General features: G+C 69.4%; 17 protein-coding genes and 1 pseudogene. 8 read left to right on the top strand and 10 right to left on the bottom strand.

Features of this window, described 5'->3' with window-relative positions; all coding sequences use genetic code 11:
• Nucleotides 1-64 precede the first annotated feature (64 nt).
• A complete protein-coding gene (locus ACZ6DT_RS23905) occupies nt 65-886 on the top strand; it encodes a lytic transglycosylase domain-containing protein (protein WP_465598989.1) in 822 nt (273 codons plus the stop codon).
• On the opposite strand, the gene ACZ6DT_RS23900 is transcribed toward ACZ6DT_RS23905, so the two are convergent.
• From ACZ6DT_RS23900 to ACZ6DT_RS23890, 3 genes are read right to left on the bottom strand one after another with little or no spacing between them, the layout of a single operon-like run.
• Entirely contained in the window at nt 883-2,232 is a 1,350-nt protein-coding gene (locus ACZ6DT_RS23900; RefSeq protein WP_465598987.1) for a vWA domain-containing protein, read from the bottom strand. The two genes, ACZ6DT_RS23905 and ACZ6DT_RS23900, sit on opposite strands and share 4 nt — an antisense overlap.
• Nucleotides 2,229-3,110 (bottom strand): AAA family ATPase, encoded by an 882-nt coding sequence (locus ACZ6DT_RS23895; protein WP_465598985.1) that lies wholly within the window; start codon nt 3,108-3,110, stop codon nt 2,229-2,231. Before ACZ6DT_RS23895 ends, ACZ6DT_RS23900 begins: the two co-directional genes overlap by 4 nt.
• Before the next feature lie 21 nt (nt 3,111-3,131).
• Nucleotides 3,132-4,577: an MFS transporter gene (locus ACZ6DT_RS23890; RefSeq protein ID WP_465598983.1), complete on the bottom strand. Its 1,446-nt coding sequence runs from the start codon at nt 4,575-4,577 to the stop codon at nt 3,132-3,134.
• 62 nt (nt 4,578-4,639) lie between these two features.
• On the opposite strand from ACZ6DT_RS23890, the pseudogene ACZ6DT_RS23885 reads away from it, so the two are divergent.
• The 3 genes and pseudogenes from ACZ6DT_RS23885 to ACZ6DT_RS23875 all read left to right on the top strand — a co-directional run.
• Nucleotides 4,640-5,065: pseudogene (locus ACZ6DT_RS23885) on the top strand (helix-turn-helix transcriptional regulator); the annotation flags it as partial.
• A 212-nt stretch (nt 5,066-5,277) separates the two neighbouring features.
• Nucleotides 5,278-5,949, top strand: a complete 672-nt coding sequence (locus ACZ6DT_RS23880) for a TetR/AcrR family transcriptional regulator (protein ID WP_465598981.1) — start codon at nt 5,278-5,280, stop codon at nt 5,947-5,949.
• Between the two features lie 12 nt (nt 5,950-5,961).
• Nucleotides 5,962-6,885 carry a TIGR03564 family F420-dependent LLM class oxidoreductase gene (locus ACZ6DT_RS23875; RefSeq protein ID WP_465598979.1) on the top strand — a complete coding sequence of 308 codons (924 nt, stop codon included), beginning with the start codon at nt 5,962-5,964 and terminating at the stop codon, nt 6,883-6,885.
• On the opposite strand, the gene ACZ6DT_RS23870 is transcribed toward ACZ6DT_RS23875, so the two are convergent.
• The 5 genes from ACZ6DT_RS23870 to sigC form a co-directional block, all read right to left on the bottom strand.
• On the bottom strand, nt 6,845-7,657 hold the full coding sequence (locus ACZ6DT_RS23870; protein ID WP_465598977.1) for an aldo/keto reductase: 813 nt from the start codon (nt 7,655-7,657) through the stop codon (nt 6,845-6,847). The genes ACZ6DT_RS23875 and ACZ6DT_RS23870 overlap by 41 nt on opposite strands.
• A 9-nt stretch (nt 7,658-7,666) precedes the next feature.
• Nucleotides 7,667-8,908: a PucR family transcriptional regulator gene (locus tag ACZ6DT_RS23865; protein ID WP_465598975.1), complete on the bottom strand. Its 1,242-nt coding sequence runs from the start codon at nt 8,906-8,908 to the stop codon at nt 7,667-7,669.
• A 140-nt stretch (nt 8,909-9,048) separates the two neighbouring features.
• The gene (locus tag ACZ6DT_RS23860) at nt 9,049-9,504 is read right to left on the bottom strand and encodes a (2Fe-2S)-binding protein (protein WP_465598973.1); all 456 of its coding nucleotides are present in this window, start codon (nt 9,502-9,504) and stop codon (nt 9,049-9,051) included.
• Nucleotides 9,505-9,530: 26 nt separating this feature from the next.
• Nucleotides 9,531-11,777 (bottom strand): xanthine dehydrogenase family protein molybdopterin-binding subunit, encoded by a 2,247-nt coding sequence (locus tag ACZ6DT_RS23855; RefSeq protein WP_465598971.1) that lies wholly within the window; start codon nt 11,775-11,777, stop codon nt 9,531-9,533.
• Between the two features lie 266 nt (nt 11,778-12,043).
• Nucleotides 12,044-12,613: an RNA polymerase sigma factor SigC gene (gene sigC, locus ACZ6DT_RS23850; RefSeq protein ID WP_465598969.1), complete on the bottom strand. Its 570-nt coding sequence runs from the start codon at nt 12,611-12,613 to the stop codon at nt 12,044-12,046.
• A 58-nt stretch (nt 12,614-12,671) separates the two neighbouring features.
• Between sigC and ACZ6DT_RS23845 the strand changes: the two genes are divergently transcribed.
• The 4 genes from ACZ6DT_RS23845 to ACZ6DT_RS23830 all read left to right on the top strand — a co-directional run bounded on the left by ACZ6DT_RS23845 (nt 12,672) and on the right by ACZ6DT_RS23830 (nt 18,265).
• Complete coding sequence (locus ACZ6DT_RS23845; protein WP_465598967.1) at nt 12,672-13,400, top strand: zf-HC2 domain-containing protein; 729 nt, start codon at nt 12,672-12,674, stop codon at nt 13,398-13,400.
• Between the two features lie 249 nt (nt 13,401-13,649).
• The gene (locus ACZ6DT_RS23840; RefSeq protein WP_465599174.1) at nt 13,650-14,810 is read left to right on the top strand and encodes an ROK family transcriptional regulator; all 1,161 of its coding nucleotides are present in this window, start codon (nt 13,650-13,652) and stop codon (nt 14,808-14,810) included.
• A gap of 363 nt (nt 14,811-15,173) precedes the next feature.
• Nucleotides 15,174-15,908, top strand: a complete 735-nt coding sequence (locus ACZ6DT_RS23835) for an HAD family hydrolase (RefSeq protein ID WP_465599173.1) — start codon at nt 15,174-15,176, stop codon at nt 15,906-15,908.
• Entirely contained in the window at nt 15,905-18,265 is a 2,361-nt protein-coding gene (locus ACZ6DT_RS23830; RefSeq protein ID WP_465598965.1) for a glycoside hydrolase family 65 protein, read from the top strand. The genes ACZ6DT_RS23835 and ACZ6DT_RS23830 overlap by 4 nt, the downstream gene beginning before the upstream one ends.
• 80 nt (nt 18,266-18,345) lie before the next feature.
• On the opposite strand, the gene ACZ6DT_RS23825 is transcribed toward ACZ6DT_RS23830, so the two are convergent.
• Together ACZ6DT_RS23825 and ACZ6DT_RS23820 are read right to left on the bottom strand one after the other, a co-directional pair.
• Nucleotides 18,346-18,525, bottom strand: a complete 180-nt coding sequence (locus ACZ6DT_RS23825) for a hypothetical protein (protein ID WP_465598963.1) — start codon at nt 18,523-18,525, stop codon at nt 18,346-18,348.
• A 39-nt stretch (nt 18,526-18,564) separates the two neighbouring features.
• Nucleotides 18,565-19,521 (bottom strand): Ppx/GppA phosphatase family protein, encoded by a 957-nt coding sequence (locus ACZ6DT_RS23820; RefSeq protein WP_465598961.1) that lies wholly within the window; start codon nt 19,519-19,521, stop codon nt 18,565-18,567.
• Nucleotides 19,522-19,627: the final 106 nt, after the last annotated feature.

Raw genomic sequence — 19,627 nt, 5'->3', positions numbered from 1 at the left:
GGCCCGGCTCACCCGGACGGCGGGCCACACAAGTTCTCCACAACCGTCACGTACCGTGGAACCGGTGACCGCTTCGTCCCCTTCGGCACTGGATTTCATGGACCAGTGGCAACCACCGCCCAAGAGGCGCGGCCCGCGTGGCTGTGTGATGCTCGCGCTGCTGGTCGTGGGCGCCTTGGTGGCCGGCGCCGTATGGGTCGTGGTCAGCCTCACCGACCGCGAGCCGGTGCCGGTCAAACCGGCCTTCGTCGTCCCCGCGCTCAAACCCGCCCCGCGTTCGGCGATCCCCGGCGACGCCGGACCGCTGCCCGCGGAGCCCGCGAAGGACGCCTGGATCGCAAAGGTGTCGGAAAACACGGACATACCTTCGCGCGCGCTGCGGGCGTACGTGAACGCGGCCGTGAAGACCGCGACGACCACGCCACGCTGCGGAATCACCTGGGCGACCATCGCCGGGATCGGCCGGACCGAGTCCCAGCACGCCCGGCACGACGGCTCCCGCGCCGGTGAGGACGGGGTCGTGACGCCGCCGATCATCGGCATCCCGCTCGACGGCTCCCCCGGTGTGCTGGCGATCGTCGACACCGACAAGGGCGCCCTCGACGGCGACCCGAAGTGGGATCGCGCGGTCGGTCCGATGCAGTTCCTGCCCGCCACCTGGAAGCGGTACGGCGTCCGCGCGAGCGGTGACGGCGCCGCACCGGATCCGCAGAACATCGACGACGCCGCGCTGACGACCGCGCGGTACCTGTGCGCGCGGGGCGGCGACCTCGGCAAACCCACCGGCTGGTGGTCGGCCGTGCTGACCTACAACAACTCCACCGCGTACGGGCAAGAAGTGTTCAGCAACGCCGACGCCTACGGCAAGGCCGCGCTGAAGCCCTAGGCGGGAAGCAGCCGCGTCACCAGCCGGGTCAGCTGGTGCACGTTCCGGCATTCGTACATCTCGACGACCTCCGCGTAGGCGTGCGCCTCGGAGTCCCCGGTGGACCACAACGCCGTCCGCTCGGGATTGAGCCAGTACGTATGCCTCGCCGCGGCGGCGATCGCGCGTACCGCCGCCAGGTTCGGGTCGCCGCCGTTGGTCCTGGCGTCCCCGAGGATGAGCATGGATGTCTTGGGCCCCACGGCATCCGAGTACCGTTCGACGAACTCGCCGAGCGCGTGGCCGTAGTCGCTGTGCCCGTCCCAGCGGGTCAGTTCCGCGTCGGCGAGGATGCGCGCGCCGAGGTCCTCCGGATCGGCGGCTCCGGTGTCGACGAGGTGGGTGATCTCGTCGCACGCGTCGATGAACGCGAACACCCGCACCTTGCTGAACTGGTCACGCAAGGCCTGCACCAGCAGCATGGTGAAGTTCGCGAAACCGGCCACCGAGCCCGACATGTCGCACAGCAGCACGATTTCCGGCCTCCCCGGCCGGTGCCGCCGGTACGACGGCCGCATCGGGACGCCGCCGGTGGACAACGAGCGCCGCAGCGTCCGGCGCAGGTCGATCTGCCCGCGCGCGTGCCGCCGTCGCCGGGCGGCCAGCCGGGTGGCGAGCTTGCGGGACAGGGGCCGCACGACGCGGCGGAGTTCGGCGAGTTGCGCGCGGCTGGCGAGCAGGAAGTCGACGCGGTCGGCCGCCGGTGGGACGGCGTGCCGTGAAACCCGTTCCCTGCCACGGACTTCCGCCACCCTGCGGCGTGCTTCGGTCCGCACCATTCCCCGGAAGCCTTCGACCCGCCGCCGGACGTCGTCGCGGTCCAGTCTGTCAGTGAAATCGCTCAAAGCTCCCGCACGGATCGCTTCCAGCACGCGGACGACGAGGGTTTGCGGCTGGAGCCGTTCCAGCGTCTGGTGCGCCGACCAGCCGCCGGTGCCCGCCGTGCCGCCGTACTCCCCGAGCAGGTCGACGGCGAGCCCGGCCAGTTGCGTCAGGTCCGTCTGATCGTTGGCGGCGAGCGCCGTGGCGAGCCGGTCTCGCAGCGCGGCCAGGTCTTCGACGGGGTCCTGCGAGGGCGCGCCGACGCCGAGCGGGAAGTAGATGTCGAACGTCGCGTCGAACACCGCGCGCTGGCCGCCGCGCCGGACGAGCGCCGCCGCGAGCCCTTCCCTCATCTGCTCGCGGGAGGCAAGGCCCAGCACTTCGAGTGCCGCCGCGGCGTCGACCGTCTCACTGGGACCCGCCGGGATCCCGTGTTCCCGCAACGCTTCCACGAACTCGACGAGCCTGCCCGGCACACCGCTCACGAGTCGAGGACCTTGCCGAGTTCCAGCCGCGCGTCCGCCTTCACGACGTCTTCCTGATGCTTGAGGATCACGCCGAGACTCGCGCGGACGACGTCCTCACCGAGGCTGTCCGCGCCGAGCGCCAGCAGAGTGCGGGCCCAGTCGATGGTCTCCGCGACCGACGGCGCCTTCCGCAGTTCCATCGCCCGCAGCGCGGTGATCACCTTGACCACGGACGCCGCGAGCGCGTCGTCGACGCCGGGCACCTTGAGCCGCACGATGCGCTGTTCCAGTGCCGCGTCGGGGAAATCGATGTGCAGGAACAGGCAGCGCCGCCGCAGCGCCTCGGAAAGTTCGCGCGTCGCGTTGGAGGTCAGCACCACGAACGGCTTGCGCCCGGCGGTGATCGTGCCGAGTTCCGGGACGGTGATCTGGAAGTCGCCGAGCACCTCCAGTAGCAGCCCCTCGATCTCGACGTCGGCCTTGTCGGTCTCGTCGATGAGCAGGACGGTCGGCTCGTCGCCCTTGATCGCCGTCAGCAGCGGCCTGGCCAGGAGGAATTCCTCGCCGAAGATGTCGGTGCGGGCTTCGTCCCACGTCTCGTCCTTGCCGGCGGTGATCCGGAGAAGCTGTTTCGCGTGGTTCCACTCGTATAGGGCGCGTGACTCATCGACGCCTTCGTAGCACTGCAACCGCACGAGCCGGGAGCCGCTCGCCTGTGCGACCGCCTTCGCCAGTTCGGTCTTGCCGACCCCCGCGGGGCCCTCGATCAGCAACGGCTTGCCGAGGGCGTCCGCGAGGAACACCGTGGTGGCGACGGCCGCGGAGGCCAGGTAGCCGGTGTCGGCGAGCTTCGCCGTCACGTCTTCGACGGATGTGAAGTACCCGGTCCCAGCCACGCGGCCTCCCAGCTCGATCGCCTACCCGGCCGACTCTACGTCGCGGATCTGCTTGGGCAGCAGGAACCCGACCGCGAAGGTGAGCATCACCATCACCGCCACCACCCAGAACGTCCGCTGGGCGGCGTCGGTCGGTTCGGCGGTCCCGGCGTCGAAGAACACCGTGCCCAGCAACGCCATCCCCAGCGCGCCACCGACCTGCTGGAGCGAGGTCAGCGCGCCCGACGCCGATCCGGCTTCCGACGGTTCCACTCCGGACAGCGCGATCTCGAAGTACGGTCCCATGATCAGCCCGGAGCCGATCCCGACCACCAGCAACGCGGGGGCGATCGACCACGGACCGGTTTCCGGGCCGAGGAGCAGCAGCAGCGCGACCACACCCGCGGCCATGATCAGCGCGCCGGTGTGCAGCACCTTGCGGCCGTGCTTGCGCACCGCCTGCACCAGGCCCATCCCGACGATCATCCCCAGCGACATCGGCACCCCGGTCAACCCCGCTTTGAGCGGCGAGAAACCGAGCCCGAGTTGCAGGTACAGCGTGAAGACGAGACCGAAACCGGAGAACGCCGCGAAGTAGATCGTCCCGGTCGCCATCCCGGCGAGAAAACTGCGCTTGCGGAACAGGCTGGGTTCCACCAGCGGGTCACCGCCGCGACCGCTCTTGCGCTTCTCGAACCACGCGAAGACCCCGAACACCACGACCGCGGCGGCCATCATCGCGAACGTCCACAGCGGCCAGCCGTACTCGCGGCCCTGTACCAGCGGGAAGACGATCAGCAGCGCACCGGTCGTGGCGAGCAGCGCGCCAGGGATGTCGAGGGTGAGCGAACCACCGGGACGGGACTCGGGAAGGAATTTCAGCGCGGCCAGCACGGCGAGCGCGCCGATCGGGAGATTGATCAGGAAGATCATCCGCCAGCCGGTGCCGAAGAGATCGGCGTCCACCAGCCAGCCCGCGAGGATCGGGCCGCCGACCGCGGCGAGCCCCATCACCGGGCCGAACAGGCCGAACGCGGACTGAAGCTCCTTTCCGGTGAACATCTCCTTCATCATGCCGAGGCCCTGCGGGATCATCGCGGCGCCGAACAGGCCCTGCACCACCCGCGCGGCGATGATCATCTCCGGGTTCACCGCGATCGCGCAGAACAGCGAGCCGACGACGAAGCCGACCGCGCCGATCAGGAACATGCGCTTGCGACCGAAGATGTCGCCGAGCCGTCCGCCGGTGAGCAGGCCGGACACCATCGCGAGGGTGTAGGCGACGCCGAGCCACTGGATCATCGCCGTGCCACCGCCGAGCGAGGCCCGCATGACCGGTCCGGCGATGCTCGTGACCGTCATGTCGAGCAGTTCCATCACCGAGCCGGTCAGGATCACGAACAGCGCGGGCCAGCGCCAGCGGTACGGCTTCGCCACGAGCGCGTCTTCCGAGGTCGCATCGCTCGGCGTATCCAGTGTCATCGTCATGGAAACAACGCTAAAGTCAATTCCGGCCACATTCTGACCGGAATCGGAGCGAACCTGGATTCATGGCGAATACGAGTGCGCGGATGCTGCGGCTGCTGTCACTGCTGCAGACACACCGCTTCTGGTCGGGGACTGAACTGAGCGACAAACTCGAGGTGAGCGAGCGGACGCTGCGACGCGACGTCGAGCGACTGCGCGAACTGGGCTATCCGGTCAACGCGAGCCGCGGCGTCGCGGGTGGGTACCAGCTGCGGTCGGGGACGGTCATGCCGCCGCTGCTGCTGGACGACGAGGAGGCCGTGGCGATCGCCGTCGGCCTGCGGACGGCGGCGGGCGGTTCGGTGGAAGGCATCGAGGAGACCTCGGTCCGGGCGCTGACGAAGGTCGTCCAGGTGATGCCGCCCCGGCTGCGTCGACGCGTCGACGCGCTCCAGGCGTACACGACCCCGGCGGCCGTCACCGGTCCCCGGGTCAACGCGGCCAGCCTGGCGGAAGGTGATCTGGATCGTGCCGGGCTTCGAGGTGGAGAACTACCACGACGAGCTCGCGGACCTCCATCGGATGATCGAGGCCGACGAGAAGTTCGTCGCGCACTCCCGGCGGGTGCTCGTGGAGGCCGTCAAGCCTGGCCACACCTCGAGTGCCCACTCTCCGCCGTCCGCCACTTGACCAAATTTCAAAATCAGTCATAAACTAGCGCGTGACCGAGGACCGGCAGGAACGCGCCGAACGTATTCTCGACGCCGCCGCGGACCTGCTCCTGCGGCACGGCTACCGGCGGGTGACCGTGGAGGACGTCGCCGAGCACGCCGACGTCGGCAAGGGAACCCTTTACCTGCACTGGAAAACCCGGGAACAGCTGTTCCTCGCGGTGATGCTGCGCGAGGCGGCGCGGTCCATCGAGAACCTGGCACAGGCGATCGAGGACGATCCCGACCTCACCCTGCTGCACCGGATGACCCGCACCCAGTTCCTCAACGTCGTGCGCAGGCCCCTGCTCCACGCGCCCTACCTCGCCGACTCCGGCGTGCTGGGCAAGCTCGCGGCGAAGCTCCACGAAAACCAGGACCCCCGGCACCACGAGGCGTTCCTGGACTACCTGAAACTGCAAGCCGAGCACGGCCTGATCCGCACCGACATCGAGGTCGAAGACCTGGCGAAGGCTTACCAGGCCGTCCTGCACGGCTTCCTTCTCGCCCCTTCGGCGGATCCCGAAGCCGCCGCCGACCTGCTGGCCGACACCGTCGCCCACGCCTTCCAGCCGACGGCCACTCCGCCCGCCGCGAAGGTACGCGCGGCGGCACCGGGCGCCATCGCCCTCTTCCGCGCGACCGCGGAAATCGACCACGCCAACCTCCGGCGCGCCTACTGACGGGAGCCGCCCATGCGGACCGGAATCCTCCTCGACGAAATCGGTGTCCCCTTCGGCGACGTCGTCGCGCAAGCGAAAGAAGCCGCCAGGCTGGGCTACGACGCGATCTGGCTCGCGCAGCGCGGCGGCTGGGACGCCCTCACGGCGTTGACGGCGCTGGGCGCGGCCGCCCCCGGTCTCGCGCTGGGCACTTCGGTGCTGCCCACCTACCCGAGGCACCCGATTTCCTTGGCGGCGCAGGCTTTGACATTACAAGCCGCCACGGGCGCGCCGGTCTCGCTCGGCGTCGGGCTGAGCCATCGGCCGATCATCGAAGACCAGTACGGCTACTCCTTCGACCGCCCTGTCCGGCATCTGCGCGAGTACCTTCAGGCGCTCTACCCGTTGTTGCACCACGAAAAGGCCGACGTGCACGGCGAGACGCTGACCGCTGTCGGCACCGTCGAGGCGCCCGGCGCCGAGCCACCTTCGGTCGTCGTCGGCGCGCTGAGCCCGCTGTCGCTGAAGGTCAGCGGCGCCTGCTCCGACGGCGTGGTGTCCACTTGGGCCGGGCCACGCTCGCTGGCCGAGTACATCGTCCCGACGCTGACGAAAGCGGCGACGGAGGCCGGGCGTACGGCACCGCGCGTCATCACCGGGCAGCTGATCTCCGTCACCCACAACCCCGACGGGCCGCGGAACTGGGTCGCCGAGAACTACGGCATGGCGGCGAACATCCCGGCGTACCAAGCGATTTTCACCCGCGACCGGGTCGACGGCCCTGGCGGGACGGTGCTCGCCGGCGACGAGGAGTTCGTCCGGGCACGGATCCGCGAACTCGAAGAGGCCGGTGCGACGGAGCTGATCCTGATGCCGGTGGGGACGCCCGAAGAGCAAGCGCGGACCCGGGAACTGCTCAGCTCCCCAAGCGCTCCAGGTGCTCGGCCGTCAGTGTGACCTCCGCGGCGGCGAAGTTCTCCTCCAGGTGCGCGACGTTCGCCGTCCCCGGGATCGGCAGGATCACCGGCGACCGGGCGAGCAGCCACGCCAGCCCGGCCTGTGCCGTGGTCACCCCCAGCTCCGCCGCGACGGCGGTGAGTTCGGAACCGGCCTCCGACGCGGCGCCTAGTACCGGACGCCAAGGCAGGAAAGCGATGCCTGCCGACTCGCACGCGTCCAGCACCGCCTCGTGCTCGCGGTCGAGCAGGCTGTAGCGGTTCTGCACGCTCGCGATGTCCACGATCTCACGTGCCCGCGCGAGTTCGTCCACGGTGACCTCGGACAGCCCGATCCGGCCGATCTTGCCCTCGTCCCGCAGGTCCCGCAGCGCGCCGAGCTGGTCGGCCAACGGGGTCTCCGGATCGATGCGGTGCAGTTGCAGCAGCTCGATCCGTTCGACACGCAGCCGCCGCAGCCCTTCGTCGACCTGCACGCGCAGCGATTCCGGCCGTGCGTCGTACTTCCAGTCGTCCCCGGTCCGCACGACACCGACCTTGGTGGTGACCACCAGGTCGTCCGGGTACGGGTACAGCGCTTCCGCGAGGAGTTCCTCGTTGGCACCGCCGCCGTACAGGTGCGCGGTGTCGATCAGGGTGATGCCGAGCTCCACGGCCCTTCGCGCCAAGGCGATGGACGCCTCACGCGCGGGGCCGGCTTCGGTCGGCAGGTGCATGGCGCCGAAACCGAGACGGTGCACGGCCAGATCTCCACCGATGGCGAATTCGTTCATGGGGGAAACCTAGCGCAGCGGATCCCTCGGCGAGGGCAGATGAGAAGTGTCCGGGAACATGTGGAGCGCGCGCAGGGCGGCGCCGAGCTCGGCGATGTCGGCCGGGTCGGTCAGCGAACGGCCCAGTTCCTCGGAGATCCGCTTCAGCCGGTGCCGGATCGTGTTGGGGTGGCAGAACATCCGCTCCGACGTCAGTTTCGTGGAGCCCTGGCATTCGAACCACGCCCGCAACGTCAGCAACAGCACGTTCCGGTCGTCGCCGGGCAGGTCGAGGATCGGCCGCAGCACGTGGTGCGCGAGCTGGACCGAAGCTTCCGGCGCGCTGGCGACCAGACCGGCGAGCGGAGATTCGTTGAACTGCACCATTCCCGTCGTCCCCGGCATCATGCTGGAGAGCGCGACCCTGGCGAGATGCAGTGCGCGTGAGGTGTTCCCGAGGCCGGTGAACACCGGACTGACCCCGATCCGGCCGGTCTGGTTCTCCCGCAGCAACTCGACGATCAGCTCCGACGCCGACGGATCCCGCATCGACACGACCCCGACCTGCAGGTCCGGGGTGAGCCGCCAGGCGGACGCGTGATGCCGGTCGCGGAGCCGGTTTTCGATCTTCGGCAACGGTTCGTGCCCGACGCGCGGGGTCTCCGCCGCGACGACCACATAGGTCCCGTCGAGGGAGAGTTCCAGCACGCGCGCGATGTCCCACAGCGTGCCCTCGGTGGCCGCGCCACCGGCGAACAGCGCCTCTACCAACGCGGAGCGTCTGCTTTGGTGCGCCAGCATGACTTCGGCGGTGGTGTCGCGGTACGTCGTCGTCAGCGCCTCGGCGTAGTCGTCGATCAGCGCCCAGATCGCCGACGTCGCGGCGACGAGGCCGCGGAGGTCCTGAAGCTCGCCCGAAGCGGTCAGCTCGACGAACCGGTTCCACACCTCGGTGAGCCCGATCCGGTAGGCCCGCAGCAGTTCCGGCAGCGGCGCGCCCTGCAACGCCCGCGCGCGCCCGGTCGCCCGCGCCTGCGCGAGGTCGGGTTCCTCGGTGCCGCGCAGGGTCCGCATGACGAACTCGAGGTTGTTCCGCACCGAGGTCCGCAGTTCGGTGAGGGTCACGAACTGCGCGTCGCGGTACACCGGCATCTCGGCGCGGATCTGCGCGACGGTGGTCTCGCTGAGGCTTGGCAACTGCATTTCGACCTCGAAGGCCAGTTCGGCGACGACGGCGGCCGAGCCTTCGCGGAGCACAGTTCGGTAGTGCATGGACGCCCTCCGGGCCAGGGGCTCCTCGTCGAGTCCCTGGGGACGTCATCTAACACGACTTGCCCGGAGGTGGCCTGCCGAAGCCGAAGGGCTCCGCCGGTGCGGCGGAAAACCGGGATTTCCACCGCACCGGCGGGATCTCACAGCTTCGCGGCCGCGCTCTTGATGGCTTCGCGGATCCGGAAGTAGGTGCCGCACCGGCAGACGTTCTCGATCGCGTCGATCTCGGCGTCGGTCGGGTTCTTCGTCTTCTTCAGCAGCGCCACGGCGGCCATGATCTGCCCCGGCTGACAGTAGCCGCACTGCGCGACATCCTGCTCCAGCCAGGCCTCCTGCACCGGGTGCAGGTCATCGCCGTCGGCGAGGCCTTCGATGGTGGTGACCTCCTTGCCCGAGCAGTCGGACACCGGCGTCACGCACGGATTGAACGCCTCGCCGTCGAGGTGGCTGGTGCAGGCCTTGCAGACGTTGATCCCGCAGCCGTACTTCGGGCCGCGGACGCCGAGCTTGTCCCGAAGCGCCCACAGCATGGGCAGATCCGCGGGCGCGTCGACGGTGACGGTCGTCCCGTTCACCGTGAAGGTGTAGTTGGGCATCGAAACTCCTTGGCGGGGAAGGAAAGTCAACGAGGGAAGGGTTCGAAGTCGACCGGGAAGTCGATCGGGAAGCTGCGGGGCTTGATGCCGGTCGCCCGCGCATAGGCGTTGGCGATCGCGCCGACCGGCGCCGGCACGCCGAGCTCTCCCGCGCCACCGATCTCGCCCGTCTCCGGCATGACGAACACCTTGACGTCCGTCGGCGAGTTCTTCTGTCGCGCGTAGTGGAACTGCGAGTAGCTGCCCTCAAGCGGCAGGCCCTTGTCGATGTGCAGTCCGGCGGTCAGCGTGGTCGAGATGCCGTCGGTCAGGCCGCCGAGCATCTGCGCCTCGATCCCCCGCGGGTTGATCGGCTTGCCGACGTCGACCGCGATGGTCGCCTTGGTGACACGCGGCTTCTTCGGGTCGCGTCCGTCGAGTTCGACCAGGCAAGCGGTGTACGACTTGTACTCGCCGTGCACGGCGACACCCTGCGCGAAACCCTTGGGCATCTTCTTGCCCCATTCGCCGAGTTCGGCGACCTTGTCCAGGACGGCGCGCTGCCGGTCGTTCTTGATGAACTCCCGCCGGAAAGCCACCGGATCCTTGCCGAGCTTCGCGGCGATCTCGTCGACCATGATCTCTTCCGCGCCGCGCGTGCTCGACGAGTACACCGACCGCCAGGCGCCGGTGTGGAAGTCGACCGGGACCTCGTTGAGCAACTGGGTGGTGACACCGAAGTTGTACGGCGATTTCACCGTCAGCAGGAACACCGTCTGCGCGAAGCTCAGGTTGCCGCCGACCGGCAGTTCCGCGGCGAACGCGGTCAGGACCTCGCCGAGCCCGTGCCCCCAGTCGGTCTCCACGCTGGCGACGCGGTGTTCGAAGGTGAGCACCTGGCCGAGTGCGAAGGTGGCGCGGATCTTGTGGTGACTGGCGGCGCGGGCCCGGCCGTGGCGCATGTCGTCGATGCGACTCCACATCAGCCGCACCGGCCGCTTCATCGCCTTCGAGATCCGCGCGGCTTCGATGGCACCGTCGGAGAACAGGCGGCGGCCGAACGATCCACCCGCCTGCTGGACGTGCACGGTGATCTTGTTCTCCGGCAATCCGAGTTCCCGCGCGATGTGCTGCTTCGCGAGGATCGGGACCTTCATCCCGGACCAGATGGTCGCGCTGTCCTCGCGGACGTCGGCGACCGCCGAGTTGGTCTCCAGCGGCGCGTGGCTGGCGAAGGCGAAGTCGAACTCGCCATCGACGTACTGGGTCAGCAGCGGCGGCACGACGAACGGCAGCGTCGCGGCTCGCAGCTTCTTCTTGATCGTCGCGTTGTTCTCGCCGTCGACGGTGCCCGCGTTCCAGGTGACGTCGAGCGCGTTCTTGCCGTCGAGTGCCTGGCCGAAGGTCTCCGCCAGCACCGCGACTCCGGTCTTGATGACGGCGATGTCGATGATGCCGGGCATCGCGCGCACGGCGGCTTCGTTGTTGACCTTCTCGACCGTGCCGTTGATCGTCGGCGGGCGGCGGACCATCGCCGGTTTCGCACCGGGGATGTCCAGGTCGAGCGTGTACTCAAGCTGCCCGGTGACCATCGCGCGCGCGTCCTTGCGCGATTGAGGCGTGCCCACTAGCCGGTGCGCGGACTCCGCCTTCGGGGTCACCGTGAGCTTCCCCAGATCGGCACGCGCGGCGGGCTTGGACAGCGCGCCGTACTCCGCGCGGCGGCCGTCGGGCGCGATCACCGCACCGTCCCTTGTGGACAGCCGGTCGGCCTTCGCCCCCCACTGCCGCGCCGCGGTCGCGACCAGGCGGGCGCGGGCGGCGGCCGCCGCGGTCCGCACCGGGGTGTAGAGCGAGCGCATCGTGTTGGAACCACCGGTCAGCTGGTTGAACAGCAGTTCGGAGCGGGCGTCGGAGAGCACGGCGTCGACCCGGTCGAGCGGCAGGTCCATCTCCTCGGCGACCAGCATCGCGTTGGCCGTGGTGATTCCCTGGCCGACCTCGGTCCGCGGCAGCTCCAGCCGGACGCGGCCGTCTTCGCGGACTTCGAGGACGAGCAGATTCGCGGTCGGGGCGTTCGAAAGGGTGAGGACGTCGCCGAGGTCGAGGATCTCCGCAGGGCCGGGCAGAGTCGGGATGACGGCTGCGGCCTCTTCGGGCGCGAAGCCGTCGATTCCGATCTTCGTGGCGATCGTGAGCGTGGGGGCGGCGACGAGGAAGCTCAGGAACCGGCGGCGGCCGAGACCGCCGGGGTCCTGAGTCTCGCCTGGGGTTCCAGTGGTGGGACTGGCCATCGGGAAGATCCCTTCGAGAACGCGCGGATAAGGCGGGGACCCTCGCGCGGCCTGGGGTCGGAGGGCGACACGCTAGGCACCGGCATTCGGCCTAGTCAACGCGGAGTATCGGCCCGGCCCATCTGTGTGACGAGGTGACAGCGAACGGGCCCGAATGTGTGGCGCGCCACAGCGCGGGCTGCTCGACCAGCGCCCCGAACGCCGCATTTCGTCCTCTGAATGCGGTACTTGCGCGTGCAACTACCGCATTCAGAGGACGAAATGCGTTAGATGGAGTCGCGCTCCCGGCCCGCTTCGAGCAGGTCTTCGCGGGCTCGCGCGATCCGCGAGCGCACCGTGCCGATCGGGCAACCGCAGATCTCGGCCGCCTCGGCGTACGAAAGCCCCAGCACCTGGGTGAGGACGAGTACCTCGCGCCGCTCCGGGTCGAGCGCGTCGAGCAGCATCCGCAGCTCCACGAGGTCTTCGAACCCCGCGACACCCTCCGCCTGCCGAGCGCCGCGGCGCTCGGCGGTGGCCTCCCAGTCGACATCGGCGAGCTTCGGACGGGCCGAAGCCGCCCGGATGCGGTCGACGACCACGCGGCGCGCGATCGACAGGAGCCAGGTCCGCGAGGAGGACCGGCCGGCGAACCGGCGCAGGCTGCCGAAGGCGCGCAGGTACGTCTCTTGGGTGAGATCGTCGGCGGCACCGACGTCGGCGAGGTGCGCCACGAACCGCCAGACATCCGCCTGGGTGGCACGCACCCAGTCCTCGAGGGCCCGCCGGTCACCGCGGGCGGCGGCGAGGGCGAGCGCGGTCACCCGCTCGTCGTCGTGGTTGCGCGGCCCGGCCATACGGGAAACGTAGCAGCGTCCCGGGAACCGGGGCAGGCCCGCGCCCGACAAGTGAGACGTGAAGTGCGAGACCTGCCGCGAGGCCCTGTCGGCCCGGCTCGACGGCGAAACCGAACCCGCCCCGCCTGAGGTGGTCGACCGGCACGTGGCGGGCTGCGCCGCCTGCCGGTCGTGGCACGCGCGCGCCGAGCGACTGCACCGCACGATGCTGCTGCGGCCCGCTCCGCCGGTCCCGGACCTCACCGCCGTCATCCTCGAGCGCACCCCCGCCCCGCCGGGCGAGGGCTGGCCCGCCAGGATCGCGCTCGCCATGGTCGCGATCGCGCAGCTCGGTCTCGCCTTCGCCCAGCTGCTGGGCGTCGACGACCACGGCGCCGGACACGCCACGGAATCGCTGGTCGGCCACCTTTCCCACGAGAGCAGCGCATGGAACCTGGCCGTCGGCGTCGGGCTCGGCTGGGCGGCCGTCCGCACGAAGGCGGCGGCCGGGCAGCTGCCGGCGCTGACCGGTTTCGTCGCGCTCCTCCTGGCGTTGTCGGCGGGCGACCTCGTCACCGGACAGGTCACCGCCGGACGCGTGCTCACCCACGGGCTGGTCGTCGCCGGACTGCTCTTGCTCTACGTGGTGAATCGCCAGCACCGGCTGCGCAACCGGCCCAGTCCCGCGACGACGGCCGACGGTCAGGGTTCCCACCTCGCGGAAACGGGCCACGAGACCGGCGACGTCCCCGAACGGCCGCGCCAGCACAGGGGATTCCGGCGTCCCGCGAGTCGCCACGCCGCTTGAACCTTCTGGTCTAGACCATTTCCGGTCACTGGGAGCATCCGCCCGGACACCGGGTGAATCACCGGGTTTTCGCGCGCGGCGTGCGCGATTCGCGGCGCGGCACGTTTATCGTCACCGGGAACCACCGAATGTAAACCTTCTTGCCCCTTTCGGGCCGGACCCGGATAACTTTGGTGGAACACCTTGGTTCGACAGGAGGCGAAGTTCGTGGTTGGCGCAGGAAATCCGCCCGTCGGCACCCCCGCCGGGATGCGGAAGATCAATCAGCGCGCCGTGCTGGACCTCCTGCGCCGCAGCGGCCCGGCGACGCGGCCCCAGGTCGCCAAAGACACCGGTCTTTCGAAACCCACGGTGAGCCAAGCGTTACTGGCGCTCGAAGCGGCCGGTCTCGCCAGGGCGACCGGGCACACCTCGACCGGTACCGGCCGGTCCGCCGTCCTGTACGAAGCGGATCCCACGGCCGGATATGTCCTGGGTGTCGACATCGGACGCGAACATCTCCGCGTCGCCGTCTCGGATCTCGGCCACACCGTGGTCGCCCGCCGTGACGAGCGGAACACCGCGCGTTCGGGCACCGCACTCGTCAGCGCGGTGGGCGCCCTCGCGGCGGCGACGGTGCGCGAAGCGGGGTTGAGCCAGACCGACATCGTCGTGCGGGTCCTCGGCTCACCCGGCGTCGCGGACCCGGCGAAGCGCTGCTTCCGGCACGCGCCGAACCTGCCCGGCTGGGGCAAGGCCGGCCTGCTCGACGAACTCCAAGCCGTCCTCGGCCCGGAACTCATGGTCGAGAACGACGCGAACCTCACCGCCGTCGGCGAATGGGAACGCGGTGCCGCGCGCGGCGCTTCCGTGTTCGGCTGCATCACCATCGGCACCGGCGTCGGCATGGGCGTGATGGTCGACGGCCAGGTCTTCCGCGGCGCGACGGGCGCGGCGGGCGAAATCGGCTACCTGCCTTACGGTCAATCGCACGCGCCGGGCGGGGGTGAGGACGCCCCGCCGGTCCGCGGGCACCTCGAAGAGGCGACTGCGGCACAGTCCGTCGTCCGCGGCGCACGCGAACTCGGCCTCGGCACGGCGAAATCGGCCCGTGAGGTCTTCCGGCTCGCCCGCGACGGCGACGAACTCGCCCTCCGCGCCGTCGAAGCGGAGGCGGACAGGCTCGCGTACACCGTGGCGTCGGTGGCTGCGGTGATCGACCCCGAACTGATCGTGCTGGGCGGCGGGATCGGCACCGCGGCCGATCTGCTGCTCGACCCGATCGACCGCGCGCTGCGCTCGTTCACTCCCCTGGTCCCCTCGGTCGTCCAGGGCGAACTGGGCGACGACGGGGTGCTGACCGGCGCGATCAGCGTCGGGTTGCGCGCCGCCGAGGGCCTGGTCTTCGAGCGCAAGGTCGGCGCGGCCTAGGTCGCCCGCCGCCAGGTCTTCCCGCCCACGCTGACCCGCCACGGCGTCAGCGTGCGCCGGATCCCGGTACGAGCACGAGACGAACGGCGTCGGAACGATGTCCGCATGACCACAGCCAAGAGGATCGTCGTCGACTGTTTCGAGAACCTGTTCGTACGCAAGGACTTCGCCGCCGCGGCCGCGAACGTGCACCCGGATTTCGTCACGCACCTGCACGTGGTCCCGCCGGGCGAAGTGCTCGGGACTGCCGTCATCGACGCGATGTTCCAGGACTCGATGATCAGGCAGGTGCCCGACGCCGGCCGGCCGCGTCGCGCCGGAAAGCCGAGCGGGCACCGGCGAGCACGGGTAGCGTTAGGACACATGATCGGTCTGCCCCACACCATCACGGCCTGCCTCTTCGACCTCGACGGCGTGCTGACCGGCACCGCGGCCCAGCACCGCGAAGCGTGGAAACGCACGTTCGACGAATTCCTGCGCACCCGCGACGGTGACGCGTTCTTCCCCTTCACCGACACCGACTACGCGGCCTACGTCGACGGAAGGCCGAGGGCCGACGGCGTTCGCACCTTCCTCACTTCCCGCGGGATCGAACTACCCGAGGGGAGCCCGGACGACGGCATCGACGCCGCCACCGTCAACGGGCTCGGAAACCGCAAGAACCAGCTGGTCCTGAAGATCCTCGACGAAGAAGGCGTCACTCCGTATCCGGGTTCCGTCCGATATCTGGAGGCGGCGAAGGCGGCCGGCTTGCGCATCGGCGTCGTCACCTCGTCGGCCAACGGCGCGAAGGTGCTCGACGCCGCCGACCTGACCAAGTTCGTCGAAGCGCGGATCGACGGGATCGTGCTCACCGAGAGGAACCTGCGCGGCAAGCCCGCTCCTGATTCGTTCCTCGCCGGTGCCGAGGCGTTCGGTATCGCTCCGGAGAACGCGGCTGTCTTCGAGGACGCCCTCGCGGGGGTTCAGGCGGGCAAGGAAGGCGGTTTCGGTTACGTGGTCGGGGTGAACCGCGCGCATCAGGCAGGCGAACTGCTTTCACACGGTGCCGACGTCGTGGTGGACGACCTCGCCGAACTCCTGGAGGACCGCAAGTGACCGAATCGTTTCTCCACGGCTACGAGGTCTCGCCCTGGGAGCTGCGCTGGCACGGGATGGACGTCGACGCGTTGCAGCGCACCGAATCGGCGTTTGCGCTGTCCAACGGGCACATCGGCCTGCGCGGGACGCTGGAGGAGGCCGAGCCGCGCGGCCTGCCGGGCACCTACCTGAACGGTTTCTACGAAGAGCACGACCTTCCCTACGCGGAGACCGGCTACGGCTACCCCGAAGAGGGGCAGACCGTCGTCAACGTGACCGACGGCAAGATCATCCGCCTGCTGGTCGAGGACGAACCGCTCGACATGCGCTACGGCCAGGCGACCGAGCACGATCGCGTCCTCGATTTCCGGAAGGGGACGCTCGCGCGCGAGACCGTCTGGGCGTCACCGACCGGCCGCCGGGTTCGGGTGAAGACCGAACGCCTGGTCTCCTTCACCCAGCGTGCCGTCGCCGCGATCCGGTACGAGGTCGAACCGCTCGACGACGAGCTCCAGCTGGTGGCGCAGTCGGATCTGCTGGCGAACGAACCGATCGAATCCGACACGCGTGATCCGCGGGTCGCGGCCGCGCTGGAGTCGCCGCTGGTCGGTGAATACCACCACGCGGAGGCGTATCACGCGGTGCTGGTGCACCAGACCCGGAAATCCGGGTTGCGGATGGCCGCCGCGATGGACCACAAGATCGACGTCTCCGATGGCGTGCGGACGCAGATCGAAGCCGAAGAGGATCTGGCACGGCTCACCATCGCCGTCGACGTGCCCAAGGGCGGACGGCTGCGGATCACCAAGTTCCTCGCTTACGGCTGGTCCGCGCAGCGTTCGGTGCCTGCCGTGCGCGCCCAGGTCGAGGCCGCGCTGGCCGGGGCCCGGCAGACCGGTTGGAAGGGACTGCTCGCCGAGCAGAAGGCGTTCCTCGACGACTTCTGGGAAACCTCGGACATCGAAATCGACGGCGACCCGGAACTGCAGCAGGCCGTGCGGTTCGCGCTCTTCCACCTCCTGCAGGCCGGGGCCCGCGGCGAGGCGAGGGCCTTGGCGGGCAAGGGTTTGACCGGTCCCGGTTACGACGGTCACGCGTTCTGGGACACCGAGACCTTCGTGCTGCCCGTGCTCACCTACAGCATGCCGGACGCCGCTCGCGACGCACTGCGCTGGCGTTACTCCACTTTGGACAAAGCCCGGGAAAGGGCCGTACAGCTGGGTTTGCGCGGCGCGGCGTTCCCTTGGCGGTCCATCAACGGCGCCGAGTGTTCGGCGTATTGGCCGGCGGGCACCGCGGCCTTCCATGTCAGCGCGGACATCTCGGACGCCGTCGTGCGGTATCTCAACGCCACCGGCGACGAAGAATTCATGCGGACCTGCGGGGCGGAACTGCTGCTCGAAACCGCACGGATGTGGTCGTCACTGGGGCATTTCGACCGGCGGGGCCGGTTCCGCGTCGACGGTGTCACGGGGCCGGACGAGTACTCCGCGGTGGCGGACAACAACGTCTACACCAACCTGATGGCTCGCCGGAACCTGTTCTACGCCGCCGAAATCGTCGGACAGCACGACGACGTGGCCCGGCGGTTCGACGTCAGCGAGGAGGAGGTCGCGTCGTGGCGCAAGGCGGCCGACGCGATGCTGGTGCCCTACGACGAGGACCTCGGCGTCCATCCGCAGTCCGAAGGGTTCCTCGAGCATGACGAGTGGGACTTCGAGGCCACGGACCCGGACTTCTACCCACTGCTGCTGAACTTCCCGTATTTCGACCTGTACCGCAAGCAGGTCGTCAAACAGGCGGATCTGGTACTCGCGCTGCACCTGTGCGGGGATTCCTTCACCCCGGAGCAAAAGGCGCGCGACTTCGCCTACTACGAGGCGCGGACGGTGCGGGATTCTTCGCTGTCGGCGGGGACGCAGGCCGTGATGGCCGCCGAAGTGGGGCATCTCGAACTGGCTTACGACTACCTCGCCGAGGCGGCGCTCACCGACCTGCACGACGTGCACAACAACGTCCGCAACGGTCTGCACCTGGCCTCGCTGGCCGGCGCCTGGCAGGGCACCGTCGCCGGGTTCGGCGGTCTGCGCGATCACGGCGGACGGCTGACCTTCGCGCCGAGGCTGCCACCCCAACTCCGGCGGATCGCGTTCCGGTTGACCTTCCGCGGCACCCGGTTCCAGGTCGAGATCGACGGCGATGGCGCGACGTATCACGTGATCACCGGGGATCCGCTGGAACTGGCGCACCACGGTGAGACGTTCACGGTGACCACGGAGCCGGTGCGGCTGCCGATCCCGGTGGTCGATCCGGGTCCGGCGCCGGTGCAGCCCGCGGGCCGCGCTCCGGTGCGGAGGCAGCCGAAGGACGGGTGATCGGTCCCTTCTCGTGCCATGAACGGTCCGTTACTTGCAAATTTTGCAAGTAACGGACCGTTCATGGCACGCGCGACAGTTCAGTCCGGAGGTTCGACGGGCACTTCGCCGCTGCCCGGCACGCCGTCGACCTCCTCGGTGCCGTGCGGGCCGACGTCACGGTTGGGCGCGCTCGGCACGTCGGTCTTCGGCTGGATCCCGCGGAGGTCGTCGAGGCCTTCTTCGTCGTCCTGCCCGAAGCTCTTTTTGCTTTCCCTCATGTGTCCGGGGTACCCGCTCACGGCCGGAAACGCCAGTTTTCAAGCGGCTTTCGCCGGTTTGCCCTCCAGCGTGACGAGCCCGTCGAGCAGGCCGAGCAGCAGTCCGTCCCTGGTGGACCACGGGCAGATGGCGACCTGCCCACCGGAAAGCGTCAGCAGCGCCTCGGCGACGATCGCGCCCGCGAGCGCCTGATGCGAGCGTTGCCGCGAGATGCCCGGTAGTTCGGCGCGGCGTTTCGCGGGTAGTTTCGCCAGCCTCGGGATCCACGCGCGAAGGTCGTCGAGGTGCAGTTCCCTGGCACGGGATGGCCGGTCGCCGGCGAGCCGGGCGAGTTGCCGCAGCACCTTGGAGCAGCCGACGGCGCGGTGGTCGCGGATCTGCGGCAGGACGTCCTGCATCGCGTCGCGGACCTCGTCGAGCACGTGGTCGCGCATCGCCCGCACGACCTTGGGCGACGGACACTCGGTGGTGAACCAGTCCCGCGTCAGCGAACGCGCACCGAGCGGCAGCGAATGCGCGAACTCGGCCTCTTCGGCGTTCCCCGCGGCGAGTTCGACGGTCCCGCCACCGATGTCGAGCACCAGCAGCCCGCCCGCCGAAGCCCCGTACCACCTGCGCGCGCCGACGTAGGCCAGTTCGGCCTCGCGGCGGCCGGTGAGGAACCGCAGTTCGACTCCGGTGGCCTTCGCGACTTCGCGGACTACCTGCTTCACGTTGGCCGCGTCGCGGATCGAAGAAGTGGCCAGCGGGAACACGTTCCGGACGCCGTGTTTGGCGGCCATGGTCATTCCCGCTTCGACCGCGGACGAGACCGCGTCGATGCCGCGCCGGGTCAGATTCCCACCGTCGTCGAGTTCCCGGTCGAGCCGCAGACGCGTCTGGTGACTCAGCGCGGGAGCGAGCGGCGAACCACCCTTGGCCAGAACGACCAGCCGTGCACTGAACGACCCGATGTCCAGGACCGCGGCGGACGGCTCCCCGATCTGCTTGCGCACGCGAGGCACCTCACCTTCGTCGCGAACGTATTCCCCCGAGGTCTCGCTTTCACTCCTGATAATGGCGGATTTTCCCGCCGTTCAGGCGCGGTTTACGTTCTCTTTC

Source organism: Amycolatopsis sp. NPDC041971 (genome assembly GCF_055588925.1).
The sequence above is the reverse complement of the archived record's forward strand: the minus strand, read 5'-3'. Positions and strand labels throughout refer to the sequence as shown.

What these genes read in the sequence shown, in the direction of transcription:
- ACZ6DT_RS23890 (WP_465598983.1), bottom strand. Translation starts at nt 4,577, where the DNA reads ATGACGATGACACTGGATACGCCGAGCGATGCGACCTCGGAAGACGCG.
- ACZ6DT_RS23875 (WP_465598979.1), top strand. Translation starts at nt 5,962, where the DNA reads ATGCGGACCGGAATCCTCCTCGACGAAATCGGTGTCCCCTTCGGCGAC.
- ACZ6DT_RS23870 (WP_465598977.1), bottom strand. Translation starts at nt 7,657, where the DNA reads ATGAACGAATTCGCCATCGGTGGAGATCTGGCCGTGCACCGTCTCGGT.
- ACZ6DT_RS23865 (WP_465598975.1), bottom strand. Translation starts at nt 8,908, where the DNA reads ATGCACTACCGAACTGTGCTCCGCGAAGGCTCGGCCGCCGTCGTCGCC.
- ACZ6DT_RS23860 (WP_465598973.1), bottom strand. Translation starts at nt 9,504, where the DNA reads ATGCCCAACTACACCTTCACGGTGAACGGGACGACCGTCACCGTCGAC.
- ACZ6DT_RS23855 (WP_465598971.1), bottom strand. Translation starts at nt 11,777, where the DNA reads ATGGCCAGTCCCACCACTGGAACCCCAGGCGAGACTCAGGACCCCGGC.
- sigC (WP_465598969.1), bottom strand. Translation starts at nt 12,613, where the DNA reads ATGGCCGGGCCGCGCAACCACGACGACGAGCGGGTGACCGCGCTCGCC.
- ACZ6DT_RS23840 (WP_465599174.1), top strand. Translation starts at nt 13,650, where the DNA reads ATGCGGAAGATCAATCAGCGCGCCGTGCTGGACCTCCTGCGCCGCAGC.
- ACZ6DT_RS23835 (WP_465599173.1), top strand. Translation starts at nt 15,174, where the DNA reads ATGATCGGTCTGCCCCACACCATCACGGCCTGCCTCTTCGACCTCGAC.
- ACZ6DT_RS23825 (WP_465598963.1), bottom strand. Translation starts at nt 18,525, where the DNA reads ATGAGGGAAAGCAAAAAGAGCTTCGGGCAGGACGACGAAGAAGGCCTC.